Annotated in this window: 11 protein-coding genes; 5 read left to right on the top strand and 6 right to left on the bottom strand. The window is 49.9% G+C overall.

Features of this window, described 5'->3' with window-relative positions; translation table 11 throughout:
* Positions 1–108: 108 nt before the first annotated feature.
* The 6 genes from trpE to EL309_RS01305 all read right to left on the bottom strand — a co-directional run bounded on the left by trpE (position 109) and on the right by EL309_RS01305 (position 5,623).
* A complete protein-coding gene (trpE, locus tag EL309_RS01330) occupies positions 109–1,584 on the bottom strand; it encodes an anthranilate synthase component I (RefSeq protein ID WP_004284321.1) in 1,476 nt (491 codons plus the stop codon).
* A 133-nt stretch (positions 1,585–1,717) separates the two neighbouring features.
* Positions 1,718–2,764, bottom strand: a complete 1,047-nt coding sequence (recA, locus tag EL309_RS01325; protein ID WP_004284322.1) for a recombinase RecA — start codon at positions 2,762–2,764, stop codon at positions 1,718–1,720.
* Positions 2,765–2,878: 114 nt separating this feature from the next.
* Entirely contained in the window at positions 2,879–3,865 is a 987-nt protein-coding gene (gene lipA, locus EL309_RS01320; RefSeq protein ID WP_004284324.1) for a lipoyl synthase, read from the bottom strand.
* Positions 3,862–4,647 carry a metallophosphoesterase family protein gene (locus EL309_RS01315; RefSeq protein ID WP_004284325.1) on the bottom strand — a complete coding sequence of 262 codons (786 nt, stop codon included), beginning with the start codon at positions 4,645–4,647 and terminating at the stop codon, positions 3,862–3,864. The genes lipA and EL309_RS01315 overlap by 4 nt, the downstream gene beginning before the upstream one ends.
* A gap of 80 nt (positions 4,648–4,727) precedes the next feature.
* Entirely contained in the window at positions 4,728–5,351 is a 624-nt protein-coding gene (gene lipB, locus EL309_RS01310) for a lipoyl(octanoyl) transferase LipB (protein ID WP_004284326.1), read from the bottom strand.
* A gap of 2 nt (positions 5,352–5,353) precedes the next feature.
* Positions 5,354–5,623 carry an HP0495 family protein gene (locus tag EL309_RS01305; RefSeq protein ID WP_036494805.1) on the bottom strand — a complete coding sequence of 90 codons (270 nt, stop codon included), beginning with the start codon at positions 5,621–5,623 and terminating at the stop codon, positions 5,354–5,356.
* Positions 5,624–5,837: 214 nt separating this feature from the next.
* On the opposite strand from EL309_RS01305, the gene lon reads away from it, so the two are divergent.
* From lon to lepB, 5 genes are all read left to right on the top strand, one after another.
* A complete protein-coding gene (gene lon / locus EL309_RS01300; protein WP_004284328.1) occupies positions 5,838–8,285 on the top strand; it encodes an endopeptidase La in 2,448 nt (815 codons plus the stop codon).
* Between the two features lie 188 nt (positions 8,286–8,473).
* On the top strand, positions 8,474–8,743 hold the full coding sequence (locus tag EL309_RS01295) for an HU family DNA-binding protein (RefSeq protein WP_004284329.1): 270 nt from the start codon (positions 8,474–8,476) through the stop codon (positions 8,741–8,743).
* Positions 8,744–8,908: 165 nt separating this feature from the next.
* Positions 8,909–10,750: a SurA N-terminal domain-containing protein gene (locus tag EL309_RS01290; protein ID WP_004286083.1), complete on the top strand. Its 1,842-nt coding sequence runs from the start codon at positions 8,909–8,911 to the stop codon at positions 10,748–10,750.
* Positions 10,751–11,048: 298 nt separating this feature from the next.
* Complete coding sequence (gene lepA, locus EL309_RS01285) at positions 11,049–12,842, top strand: translation elongation factor 4 (protein WP_004284331.1); 1,794 nt, start codon at positions 11,049–11,051, stop codon at positions 12,840–12,842.
* Positions 12,842–13,825, top strand: a complete 984-nt coding sequence (gene lepB / locus EL309_RS01280; protein WP_004284332.1) for a signal peptidase I — start codon at positions 12,842–12,844, stop codon at positions 13,823–13,825. Before lepA ends, lepB begins: the two co-directional genes overlap by 1 nt.
* The last annotated feature ends 103 nt before the right edge of the window (positions 13,826–13,928 follow it).

Below are 13,928 nucleotides of genomic sequence, written 5' to 3'. Positions count from 1 at the left end.
ATTTCAAAGATTCTGTTTTAAAAGCGTTATTTAAAAATAATAATCCGTATGAATCGGTTATGACGGTCAGCCTTGCTGCAGCAGTTAAACGAAAATTTTCAGACGGCCTTATCTATCCAACCCTTCCTGCACCATCTGTGCCGCCCGCAATACCGCGCGGGCTTTGTTTTGGGTTTCCTGCCATTCGGCTTCTTCGTCGGAATCGGCCACGATGCCGCCGCCGCTTTGCACATACAGGGTTTGGTCTTTAATCACGGCGGTGCGGATGGCGATGGCTAAGTCCATGTCGTTGTTGAAGCTCCAGCAGCCGACGGCACCGCCGTAGATGCAGCGTTTGTTGGGTTCGAGTTCTTCGATGATTTCGAGCGCACGCACTTTGGGAGCGCCGGACAGGGTGCCGGCAGGGAAGGTGGCGGCGAGTATCTGCATGTTGTCGATATTGTTTTTCAGACGGCCTTCTACGTTGGAAACGATGTGCATCACGTGCGAATAGCGTTCGATGATCATTTTGTCGGTTACTTTGACTTCGCCGGTTTCGCTGACGCGGCCGACGTCGTTTCTGCCTAAATCAATCAGCATCACATGTTCGGCGATTTCTTTGGCGTCGCCCAGCAAATCTTGTTCGTTGGCCAAATCTTCGGCGGGGGTTTTGCCGCGCAGGCGGGTGCCGGCGATGGGGCGGACGATGATATTGTCGCGTTCGCGGCGCACGAGGATTTCGGGAGACGAGCCGACGACGTGGAAATCGCCGAAGTCGTAGTAAAACATATACGGCGAGGGGTTGAGCGTGCGCAGGGCGCGGTAGAGGCTGAGCGGGTTGTCGGTAAATTTCTGCTTCATGCGCTGGCTGGGCACGACTTGCATGCAGTCGCCGTCGAGAATGTATTCGCGGATTTTGCGCACGTATTCTTTGTAGCGTGCTTCGCCGGTTTCGTGTTCCGGTTCGGTTTTGAGGCTGCCGAGCGAAAGGGGGATGGCGCAGCTTTGGCGCAGGCGGGTGCGCAGGTCTTCCAGCCGTTCGCGGGCTTGTTCGTAGCCGTCTGAAACGGTGGGGTCGGCATAGACGATGAGGTAGATTTTGCCGCTGAGGTTATCGACGACGGCGAGTTCTTGCGAGAGCATCAGCAGGATGTCGGGCGTGCCGATGGTGTCGGGTTTGTTGCTGTTTTGGAAGCGGTGGGCGAAGTGCTCGAAATGGTAGATGGTTTCGTAGCCGAAGTAGCCGACCAAGCCGCCGGTGAAGCGGGGCAGGCCGGGGATTTCGGGTGTTTTGAACCGTTGGTGGAAGGTTTCGATGAAATGCAGCGGGTTGCCTTCGTATTGTTCGATGATTTGGCCGTCTTGGTACACATCGACGTGTTTGCCCGATGCTTTCAGATAAGTGCGACAGGGCAGGCCGATGAAGGAATACCGCCCGAAGCGTTCGCCGCCGACCACGGATTCGAGCAGGTAGGTGTAGGGCTGGTTGGCGAGTTTGAGGTAGAGGGAAAGCGGGGTGTCGAGGTCGGCCAGCAGCTCTTGAACCAGCGGAATGCGGTTGTAACCTGCGGCGGCTTGGGCTTGGTATTCTTGTTTGGTAATCATGTTTCAGACGGCCTGAAGCGGGTGATAGATTGAGTGCGTAAGTATAGCAGTTCCGGAGAGATTTTGTGATGTAGAAGGCCGTCTGAAAATTATTTCAGACGGCCTTTGAAAGGTTTAAATCCGATTATTCTTCTTATTCTTCAGGCTGTTCGCCGTCGGTATCGTCCAGCGTGCCTTCGGTGATTTGAACGCTTACACCGACTTTGGCACGGATTTTGGCGTCGATTTCGTTGGCTACTTCGGGATTTTCTTTCAGCCATACGCGCACGTTGTCTTTGCCTTGGCCGATTTTAGCTCCGTTATAGCTGTACCATGCGCCTGATTTTTCAACGATATCGTATTTCACGCCCAAATCGACCAGTTCGCCTTCCCAGCTGATGCCTTCGCCGTAAAGGATGTCGAATTCGGCTTGACGGAAGGGCGGGGCGACTTTGTTTTTGATGACTTTGACTTTGGTTTCGTTACCCAAAACGTCGTCGCCTTTTTTGATGGAACCGGTGCGGCGGATGTCGAGGCGCACGGAGGCGTAGAATTTCAGCGCGTTACCGCCGGTGGTGGTTTCGGGGCTGCCGAACATCACGCCGATTTTCATGCGGATTTGGTTGATGAATACGACTAAGGTATTGGTTTTTTTGATGTGGCCGGTGAGTTTGCGCAAGGCTTGGCTCATCAGGCGGGCTTGCAGGCCGACGTGGCTGTCGCCCATTTCGCCTTCGATTTCGGCTTTGGGCACGAGTGCGGCAACGGAATCGACCACGACCATATCCACGCCGCCGGAGCGTACCAGCATGTCGCAGATTTCAAGCGCCTGCTCGCCGGTGTCGGGTTGGGAAACCAGCAGCTCTTCCACTTTTACGCCGAGTTTGCGGGCGTAGATGGGGTCGAATGCGTTCTCGGCATCGATAAAGGCGCAGGTGCCGCCGTTTTTCTGGCATTGGGCGATGGCTTCCAAACACAGGGTGGTTTTACCGGATGATTCGGGGCCGAAGATTTCGACGATACGGCCGCGCGGCAAACCGCCCACGCCGAGAGCCAAGTCCAAACCGAGCGAGCCGGTGGAGATGACTTCTAAATTTTCGTCTTTATGGCTGCCGTCCATCTTCATGATGGAGCCTTTGCCGAAGTTTTTTTCGATTTGCGCGAGCGCGGCGGCTAATGCTTTGCTTTTTTCGTCTGACATGATGCTTTCCGTCTTTTAAACTAAGAATTTTCTTAGTTATTATGGCATATATTAAGAAAAAGTATATAAAAAATTATTTTTTATTTAATTTGTGTGTTTAATTAACCACTGTGATTAAGGTTGTTTGTTGGTAACATCTTTGCGCAATGCCAATGAAGCCTGTTCGTCGGCATGGTAGCTTGAGCGGACCATGGCGCCGATGGCGGCGTTGGTAAAGCCCATTTCGTAGGCTTCTTTTTCAAACTCTTTGAATTGCGCGGGCGTTACATAGCGCAAAACGGGCAGGTGGCCGTCTGAAGGTTGCAGGTATTGGCCGACGGTAATCATTTCGATGTTGTGTTCACGCATATCGCGCATGATTTCGCGCACTTCTTCGTCGGTTTCGCCCAAGCCGACCATGATGCCGGATTTGGTGGGGATGTCGGGCTGCATTTCTTTGTAGCGGCGCAGCAGTTCGAGCGAGTGTTTGTAATCGGAACCGGGGCGCGCCTGTTTATACAAACGCGGATGGGTTTCGAGATTGTGGTTCATCACATCGGGCGGCGTGCGCGAGAGAATCTCCAGAGCGATATCCAAACGGCCGCGGAAGTCCGGTACAAGAATTTCGATTTTGGTGTTGGGGCTTTTTTCACGGATGGCGCTGATACAGTCGGCAAAATGCTGTGCGCCGCCGTCGCGCAAGTCGTCGCGGTCAACCGAAGTAATCACCACATAACGTAAATTCATGGCGGCTACCGACTCCGCAAGGTTCTTGGGTTCTTCGGGGTCGAGCGGATTGGGGCGTCCGTGGCCGACGTCGCAAAACGGGCAACGGCGGGTGCAAATATCACCCATAATCATAAAGGTGGCAGTACCTTTGCTGAAACATTCGCCGATATTGGGGCAGCTGGCTTCTTCGCAAACGGTATGCATTTTTTGGTCGCGCAAGATATTTTTGATTTCGAAAAACTTTTTACCGGTAGGCAGCTTGGCGCGGATCCATTCGGGTTTTTTGAGTTTTTCTTCCAGCGGTACGACTTTGATGGGGATGCGCGCGGTTTTGGCGGCACCTTTATGCTTCACGCCTTGAGCGTTGTTTAATTTGACGGTTTCGTTGTTCATGGCTGATATTCCGGGTTAACGGTTAGGGTGCTGGCCGGCAGGGTATGCGCCGGCGGTGTACGGCCGTATTGTAAAGCATAAGCCCAATCGGTGCGGTGTTCTTTTTGTGCTTTGGCAACTGCCACGCCGTAGGGGTAGGGTATGGCGAAATGTTCGGTTGTCCAAGTGTTTTGCCGCTTTTCAATCACGGCATAGCGCGCGTGGGGCGAGCCGTTTTCCACCACATGGGGAGGTTGGTCGTCCTCATAGGCTTGCAGGCCGACGCTGCCGGGGTTAATCAGCAACATATCGTCGATATGGAGGCTGCGCGGTATGTGGGTGTGGCCGCAAGCTATAACGGCGGCACGGGTATCGCCCAAGCGTTGGCGGATTTCTTTTTCAGCAGATAAAACCGTCCGGCCGTTGACGATGGATTCCATCAAATAAACCTTATCGCCGTGCGGGCTACCGTGGCAGAGCAGGATATCTTCGGTTAACGGCAGAATGGCAGGCAGGGCGGCGAGCCACGCCCATTCAGGCTGCCCCAGTTGCAGGGAGGCGAAACGGTCGGAAAGGCTTTGTTTGGCGGTAGACTGGGTGAGCAGCTGGCGTTCGTGGTTGCCTGCAACCGTCGGCCAGTTTTCGGCCATGAGAAATTGTGCTGTTTCCTTAGGCCACAACGGGCCGGAAAGGCTGTCACCCAAATTGGACACGACATCGCAGCCGCGCCGACGGATGTCGGTGGCAACGGCTTCCAAGGCCGGCAGGTTGCCGTGTATGTCGGAAATCAAGGCTAAACGCATGGCGGGTTCAAAAATATTCGGAGCAGTGGCGGGAAGAGGCCGGATATGCCTGTTACTGTTACATATATAGGCAATGGTTTTCAGACGGCCTCTGCTGGCGGAGGTTCCAATTTTTGCTGCAAATGGGCGGTCAGTTTTTCGGCCACCTCGGCAAACGGTGGGCAAGGGTTGATGAAATCGGCCATCTGAACCATCTCCATACCGGCATAGCCGCAGGGATTGATATATCGAAACGGCGACAAATCCATATCGATGTTCAAAGCCAAACCGTGATATACCGAGCCGTTTTTAATCCGCAGCCCTAAAGAAGCGATTTTACGCCCGCCGACATATACGCCGGGGCGTTGCGGGTCGGCTGCGGCGCGGATGCCGTATTCGTTTAAGGTGTCGATGATGCTGTTTTCGAGCGCGGTAACGATGTTGCGCACGCTGGTTTTACGGCGTTTGAAGTCGATCAGGGTGTAAACAACCAGCTGGCCGGGGCCGTGGTAGGTGATTTGGCCGCCGCGGTCGATTTGTACGACGGGGATATCGCTGTGCAGCAATAGATGCTCGGGTTTGCCTGCCAAGCCTTGTGTGAACACGGGCGGGTGTTCGACTACCCACAATTCGTCTTCGGTGGTGTCGGTACGTTCGGCATTGAAGGTTTTCATGGCTTCGAATACCGGTTGGTAGTCGGTAAGCCCCAGTTGTACGGTTTTCATGTTTACAGCACTACTTTGACAAGCTCGTGGGAGGTGAGCGCGCGGTAAATGTTGTCCAGTTGTTCTTGGTTGTTAACACTGACTTTTACGGTTGCGCTGATATAGTTGCCTTTGCTGCTCGGACGGGTGCTGATATGGCCTTCGTGTGTATCGGGAGCATGTATACGTACGGTTTCCAAGACTGCTAGGGAAAAATCAGGATGTTGTTGTCCCATGACTTTGAGCGGAAAAACGCAAGGGAACTCGATTAATGAAGTTTTGTCGTCAGACATATTGTTTCCTTAAATTTGAGGCCGTCTGAAAATTTCAGACGGCTGCTTAAATTATTGACGGGTATTTTAACGCAAACAAAATAAGCAAGCTATTAAAAAAGGTTTGTGTGAAAATAGACGCAGCAAACCTGTTTTTCAAGGCTTGAAATCTGCATATGAGCCCCCAATTTTGCAATCAATCAATTTTATACAAACTTTTTGAGACTAGAAAATTATGGCAACAGATAAGCATTTAGAGGAATACGGCACATTGGCAACACTGCCTTTGAGAGATGTGGTTGTGTATCCGCATATGGTACTGCCGTTGTTTGTAGGACGTGCCAAATCGATTGCCGCTTTGGATATGGCGATGGAAAACGACGAGCTGGTTTTCCTGTTGGCCCAAAAAGATGCGGGCATTGAAGAGCCGGAAATTACAGACCTGCATACTATGGGTACGGTAGCCCGAGTATTGCAGGTATTGAAATTGCCTGACGGTACGGTAAAAGTTTTGGTTGAGGGTATACGTCGCGCACGTGCAGTTTCGGTTGAAGATACAGGTGAGTTGTTTGTTGCTGATACCGAGACTGTACAAGAGGGCGATTTCGATGGCGCAGACATGGAAGCGTTACGCAGAACCTTGTTGTCGCAATTCGAGCAGTTTGCCAAATTGAATAAGAAAATTCCCACGGAAGTGGTCAACACGATTCATGGTATTACCGAGAACGGCAGGTTGGCAGACACGGTTGCCGCTCATTTGCAATTGAAGCTCGAGCAGCGTCAGGAAATTTTGGAAACTACCGATATTGCCGAACGTATCGAGTGCTTGTTGGCCCGTTTGGAAGCCGAACTTGACATCATGCAAGTCGAGAAGCGTATCCGTGGCCGTGTAAAACGCCAGATGGAAAAATCGCAGCGCGAGTATTACCTCAACGAGCAAGTGAAAGCGATTCAAAAAGAATTGGGCGAGGAAGACGAGCGCGGCGAACTCGAAGCTTTGGAAAAACAAATCAAAGAAGCCGGTATGAGCAAAGAGGCTGAAGAAAAATGTTTGTCCGAACTGAAAAAGCTGAAAATGATGCCGCCAATGTCGGCAGAATCTACCGTCGTGCGCAACTACATCGACACCTTGCTTGAACTGCCGTGGAAGAAAAAATCACGCGTCAGCAAAGACTTGGCAAAAGCCGATTTGGTATTGGATGCCGATCACTACGGCTTGGAAAAAGTCAAAGAGCGCATTTTGGAATATTTAGCCGTGCAAAAACGCATGGATAAAATCAAAGGCCCGATTTTGTGTTTGGTAGGCCCTCCGGGCGTAGGTAAAACTTCGCTGGGAGAGTCTATCGCCAAAGCAACAGGCCGCAAATATGTGCGCATGGCTTTGGGCGGTGTGCGCGATGAAAGCGAAATCCGCGGCCACAGACGCACTTACATCGGTTCTATGCCGGGCAAGATTTTGCAGAATATGGCCAAAGCCGGTGTGAAAAACCCCTTGTTCCTGCTTGATGAAATCGACAAACTCGGCAGCGATTTCCGTGGCGATCCTGCAAGCGCATTGTTGGAAGTGCTTGATCCCGAGCAAAACAATTCGTTCTCGGATCATTACGCAGAAGTCGATTACGACTTGAGCGACGTGATGTTTATCGCTACGTCCAACAGCCTGAACATTCCGCCTGCGCTGCTTGACCGTATGGAGATCATCCGCCTGTCGGGTTATACCGAAGACGAGAAAATCAACATTGCCATGCAATACCTCGTACCCAAGCAAATGAAGCGCAACGGCGTGAAAGAAGGCGAACTGGTGATTGACGAAAGTGCGGTACGCGGCATTATCCGCTACTACACCCGAGAAGCCGGTGTGCGCTCGCTTGACCGTGAAATTGCCAAAATCTGTCGCAAAGTAGTGATGAAGATTACTTTGGAACAAGATAAAAAAGCTGCTGCACCTGCAAGAGGCCGTCTGAAAAAAACGCATGTTATCAAAGTTGATGCTGATAATCTGCATGACTATCTGGGTGTTCGCCGATTTGATTACGGCGTGGCCGAAGATGAAAACCGTATCGGCCAAGTTACCGGTTTGGCTTGGACGGAAGTGGGCGGTGAATTGCTCACTGTCGAAGCGGTGGCTTTGCAGGGTAAAGGTACGATCCAATGTACAGGCCAATTGGGCGATGTGATGAAAGAGTCTGTGTCTGCAGCTTGGAGTGTGGTTCGTTCTCGTGCACAAGCAGTCGGTTTGGCTCCTGATTTTTATGAAAAACGGGATATCCATGTCCATGTTCCGGAGGGTGCAACACCTAAAGACGGCCCGAGTGCAGGTATTGCGATGACTTTGGCGATGGTATCCGCTTTTACGAAAATTCCGGTGCGTGCAGACGTAGCCATGACCGGTGAGATTACACTGCGCGGAGAAGTATTGGCGATTGGGGGCTTGAAAGAGAAACTTTTAGCGGCGCTGAGAGGTGGCATCAAGCATGTATTGATACCTAACGACAACGTGAAAGACTTGGAAGAAATCCCTGATAATGTTAAAGAAGGGTTGACTATCCATCCTGTGAAATGGATTGACGAGGTCTTGTCATTGGGTTTGGAGTATCAGCCTGAGCCGTGGCAAGAAGCGGATTCCGCCGAGACATTATCCGGTACGGTCAGGAAGTCAAGGGCTAAAGCCACAAAACACTGATATTGCTGTTGATGTGTTGTATAAAGATACGGGATGGCTGCAGGTGTGCCGGAAAGCCTGTTATTCCGTATCTTTTCACTTGACACCAAGATTTTAGCCTTGATATAAAGGCATCAGATGTACATTTTTACTAAATTGCCCGATTTTCGTGGCTTTCATTACTGTAAACGATAGAAAGGGACTTAATCGTGAACAAGTCTGAATTGATTGAAGCTATTGCTCAAGAAGCCGACATTTCTAAAGCTGCTGCCGCTAAAGCTTTGGACGGTATGATGAATGCTGTAACCAATGCTTTGAAAAAAGGCGATACCGTAACTTTGGTTGGTTTCGGTACTTTCTATGTTGGCGAACGTGCAGAGCGTCAAGGTCGCAATCCGAAAACCGGCGAGCCTTTGACTATTGCTGCTGCTAAAACTCCGAAATTCCGTGCTGGTAAAGCATTGAAAGATGCACTGTAATCTGTAGCGTGTCGAATTAATGAAAAGCAGACTTTCAGTCTGCTTTTTTGCTTTTGGGCTTCATGCTCATAGAAGCTGCGAAACTTTAGTATGCAGATGCGGATTTATGTAAAACGCGCTACAATATCCGCTTTGCTTTTATTTTATAGAAATATCAAGGGAATTATGTTTGCAACCGTAGAAAAGTACAGTGGTCCCGCCAAGATCATTTTGGGATTGATTGCTATCACATTCGTTGGTTTTACCGCCCATTCTGTTACCGCTCCGGGGGCAGACTACATTGTAAAAGTCGGTGAGCGCAAAGTGAGCGAACACGATGTAAACAATATTATGCAGGATGCGCAGGGGCAGAGCCGTGATGCTGTGTTTCGTGAATTGGTTGAGCGTGCCTATTTGATGCAGGGTGCGAAAGACATGGGAATCAGTGTTTCTCAAGAGCAGGTCAAACAGATTATTGTCGATAACCCTGATTTTCACGATGCAGGCGGAAAGTTTAGCCAGGAGGCGTTTAACCGGTATTTGAGTCAACGCCATATGTCAGAAGACCAATTTGTCGAAGAAATCCGCGAACAGTTTGCTTTGCAGAATTTGCTGAATCTTGTTCGTAACGGGACATTGGTTAGCGATGCCCAGGCTGAGCAATTGGTTGCACTTACCCAATCCGAGCGTGTGATCCGTTCAGCAACATTCAGCCCGGAAACATTTGCCGACAAGGTGAAAATAGATGAAAAAGATTTACGGGCTTATTACGAAGAGCACAAAAAAGATTATGTGGTGTCTCAAGCTGTCAAACTGCAATTTGTTGCTCTAAATTCGAAAGCATTGGCAGAAAAAGAAAAAATTGAAGATGCAGAATTGCGTAAAGCATTTGATCAGTATGCCGCTACAGCTAAACCCATGCGAGAGATTGCCCACATTCTGTTTCAGGTGGCAAAGGATGCTTCGGAAGAAGAGCGGCAAAAGTCTAAGGCTGAAGCTGAAAAAGTGTTAGCTGAAGTGAAGTCTAATCCTTCAAACTTTGCAGCGCTGGCCAAAAAGCATTCTCAAGACGTAAATTCCGCACCAAACGGCGGTAATTTAGGTATGCTGCCTAAAGACGGAGGATTGGGCAAGGAATTTGAAGACAGCGCGTTCTCATTGAAAAAGGGCGAAATCAGCGGAGTGGTTCAAACCGAATACGGCTACCATATCATTACGGTTTTGAATACTCAGGATGAGCCTGATTTTGAAAAAGAAAAATCCCGCTTGGAAGCTGAATTGAAACAGAAAAAGGCAGCGGCCTCATTTGCGCAGGCAAGAGAGAAATTGGCCGATGCTGCGTTTAACTATCCGGAAAGTTTAGAGGAAGTGGCCAAGCAAACCGGCCTGAAAGTCGAATCTCCCGACGAGTGGCTGACTAAGGCGCAAGCAGAATCTTCAGGCATGCCTGCAGAGTTGGTTAACGCTATTTTCAGCGATGATGTTTTAAAGAAAAAACATAATTCGGAGCCGGTTAACGCCAATGACGATACGGTTTGGGTGGTGAGGGCCAAAGAAGTCCGGGAAGAAAAGAGCGAGTCTTTCGACGCGGTTAAAGAGCATGTCAGAATGGCTTATTGGCGTGCGGAAGCAAGTAAACTGGCTCAAACACAGGCTAAGCAGTCTTTGGAAAGTTTGCAGTCAGGCAAAACAGTACAGGTTCAGTGGTCTCCTGTTTCCAATATGACGGCAGAACAGGCGCGTACTTCTTTACCGCCTGAAGCGTATAACCAATTATTGAAAGCCAAGCCGGGTAAAGACAAGCCTGCTTACGTTTTACTCGAAGGATTGCCGGCGCCGGTGTTGGTTGAAGTTCAATCGGTTAAAGCACCTGAAAATGTGAAAGAAGCGTTGCCGCCGTCTAAGCAGGCATTGACCAATAATCAGGTTAACCGGGTTTTTGTCGGTTTGTTGGATTATCTGCGTGGCAACATCAAGCAGAAACAAGGGGCGCAAAAGCTGGCTGAAGGCGACAATGCCGCAAACTGATTTTGATCGGTGATTAAGAGGCCGTCTGAATTTTCAGAACTTTTTGAAAATTCAGACGGCCTACCTGTGGTAAACAGGCTTGTCCTGTTTAATCGGAATTCGGCAATATTATTGCAGCTGTCAAACAGGTTGGCGAAAGCGAAATAAAGTGTGTTTTCTATGGGTTTGCTTCGATTCTGTGTTAGCCGAAAAGGCGTTTTTCCGCTAGAATAGCAACCTATTTGCCTCAGATTTTTGCAGGCTGTCGACCATGTGAAAACAGCCGCTATCCCTAATTTAAAGTAATATTGCTGATTTTATGAAAAATATAAGAAATTTCTCCATTATCGCCCACATCGACCACGGCAAATCCACACTGGCCGACCGCTTTATCCAATATTGCGGCGGCTTGGAAATGCGCGAAATGAGCACGCAGGTGCTGGATTCGATGGATATCGAAAAAGAGCGCGGCATTACCATCAAAGCGCAAACCGCCGCCCTGAACTACAAAGCGCGCGACGGGCAAACCTATCAGCTCAATCTGATCGACACCCCGGGGCACGTCGACTTTTCCTACGAAGTTTCCCGCTCGTTATCTGCTTGCGAAGGCGCGATCTTGGTTGTGGACGCTTCGCAAGGCGTGGAAGCGCAAACCGTGGCCAACTGCTATACCGCGATTGATTTGGGCGTGGAAGTGGTGCCCGTGCTGAACAAAATCGATTTGCCCGCTGCCGACCCCGACCGCGTGGCGCAGGAAATTGAAGACATCATCGGCATCGATGCCGTCGGCGCGGTAACCTGCTCGGCCAAAAGCGGCTTGGGCGTGGAAGACGTGTTGGAAGAAATCGTAGCCAAAATTCCCGCTCCCGAAGGTGATGAAGATGCGCCCTTGCAAGCTATGATTATCGATTCGTGGTTTGATAATTACGTTGGTGTGGTGATGCTTATCCGTGTTAAAGAAGGCCGTCTGAAACTGAAAGACAAGCTGTTGTTTATGAGCACCAAAGCTGAAACGCAGGCGGAGCAACTAGGTGTGTTTACGCCGAAGTCGGTGCAAAAACAAGAATTAAAAGCCGGCGAAGTAGGCTTCCTGATTACCGGTATTAAAGAATTGAATGCTGCCAAAGTTGGCGACACCATTACCTTGGCGGCTAATCCCGCCGAAAAAGCTTTGCCCGGTTTCCAAGAGGTTCAATCGCAGGTATTTGCCGGTTTGTATCCGGTGGAAAGCCACGATTACGAAGCCTTACGCGATGCTTTGGAAAAACTGCAATTAAACGACGCTTCGCTGAAATTCGAGCCGGAAGTTTCCCAAGCCTTGGGTTTCGGTTTCCGCTGCGGCTTCTTGGGGCTGTTGCATTTGGAAATCGTGCAGGAGCGCTTGGAGCGCGAATTCGATATGGACTTGATTACCACTGCGCCGACGGTGGTATATGAAGTATTGCTGAAAAACGGCGAAAAAATCGAAGTGGAAAACCCGTCCAAACTGCCGGATGTCGGTTTGATTGATACCATTTTCGAGCCGATTATTACCGCTACTATTTTGGTGCCGCAAGAATATGTGGGTGCTGTGATGACTTTGTGTAACCAAAAACGCGGTGTGCAGAGAAACATGCAATACATGGGTCGGCAAGTGATGCTGACTTATGATCTGCCCATGAACGAAGTTGTGATGGATTTCTTCGACAAACTGAAATCCACTTCGCGCGGCTATGCTTCGTTGGACTACGAATTCAAAGAATTTCAAGCTGCCGATCTGATTAAGCTGGATATTATGGTCAACGGCGAAAAAGTCGATGCCTTGAGCCTGATTGTCCACCGCTCCAATGCCGTGTTCCGCGGTCGCGAACTGGCGGCGAAAATGCGCGAACTGATTCCGCGCCAGATGTTCGATATTGCCGTGCAAGCGGCGATCGGCAGCCAGATTATCGCCCGCGAAACCGTGAAAGCGCTGCGTAAAAACGTATTGGCCAAATGTTACGGCGGCGATATCACGCGTAAGAAAAAACTTCTTGAAAAACAAAAAGCCGGTAAACGCCGTATGAAACAGGTCGGCAATGTGGAAATTCCGCAGAGCGCGTTCTTGGCTATTTTGCAGGTGGGGGACAAATAATGGGAAACACCTTAACTTGGGGTGCGGTTGCGGTTTTTATTGCCGGTTTGGTGCTGTTTTTCCGAAGCAGCAAGCAGCGTGAGGAGAACGGCGAATGGCACGGCGGCCTGCAGTGGGGTTACCTGCTGATGATGGTCGGCGTATTCGGAATGCTGTCGGTATTTATGAGTTTTACCGCGGTCTTGCTGATTTTTGTTTTGTTTACCGGCATTGTTTGGTTTATCCATAAAGGCCGTCTGAAAAAAAACGGCAGTCATGACGATAACCACTTTACCGATTACATGAGCGGATTTTTTCCGATTATTTTGATTGTGTTTGTGGTGCGTACTTTTATTGCCGAGCCGTTTCAGATTCCTTCCAGCTCGATGCGTCCGGGTTTGGTGGTTGGCGATTTTATTTTGGTCAACAAGTTTTCATACGGTATCCGTACGCCGGTAATCAATAATGTATTGGTTCCGACCGGTACGGTGGAACGCGGCGACGTGGTGGTGTTCAACTATCCTGAAGATGAAAAAATCAATTACATCAAGCGCGCGGTAGGTGTGCCGGGCGATGTGGTCGAATATAACGACAAGGTTTTACGCATCAACGGCGAGGCGGTTGGGGAACATCCTGTCGGTATGTACGGTTATCAGGAAAATACCCGTCAATACGGTATGGTGAATATCGAAGCGGAAGCGTTTGAGGAAAAGCTCGGCGGCCGAGTGTTTCAAGTGTTGAAAATGCCGAACCAGCCTGCTTTTCTGCCGCAAGGCGTGCGTAGCGATTTTGCGTTTAGGGGCAACTGTACTTATGCGGAAGACGGCTCCGCATTCAAATGTACCGTTCCCGAAGGTCATTATTTTATGATGGGCGATAACCGTGACAATAGCGAAGATTCGCGCTATTGGGGTTTTGTCAGCGACCGGTTGATTGTCGGCAAGGCTTTCTTTGTTTGGATGAACTTCGGCGATTTCAGCCGAATCGGCACGAAAATCCAATAAAGAGAAATGACACCGGATAAGGCCGTCTGAAATTTCAGACGGCCTTTTTAACGGTTTTAACCGTGTATTAAATACTGTTGATGTAAATTCATCTTTTTGTGTT

The organism is Neisseria weaveri (assembly GCF_900638685.1).
Lineage (GTDB): Bacteria > Pseudomonadota > Gammaproteobacteria > Burkholderiales > Neisseriaceae > Neisseria > Neisseria weaveri.
The sequence above is the reverse complement of the archived record's forward strand: the minus strand, read 5'-3'. Positions and strand labels throughout refer to the sequence as shown.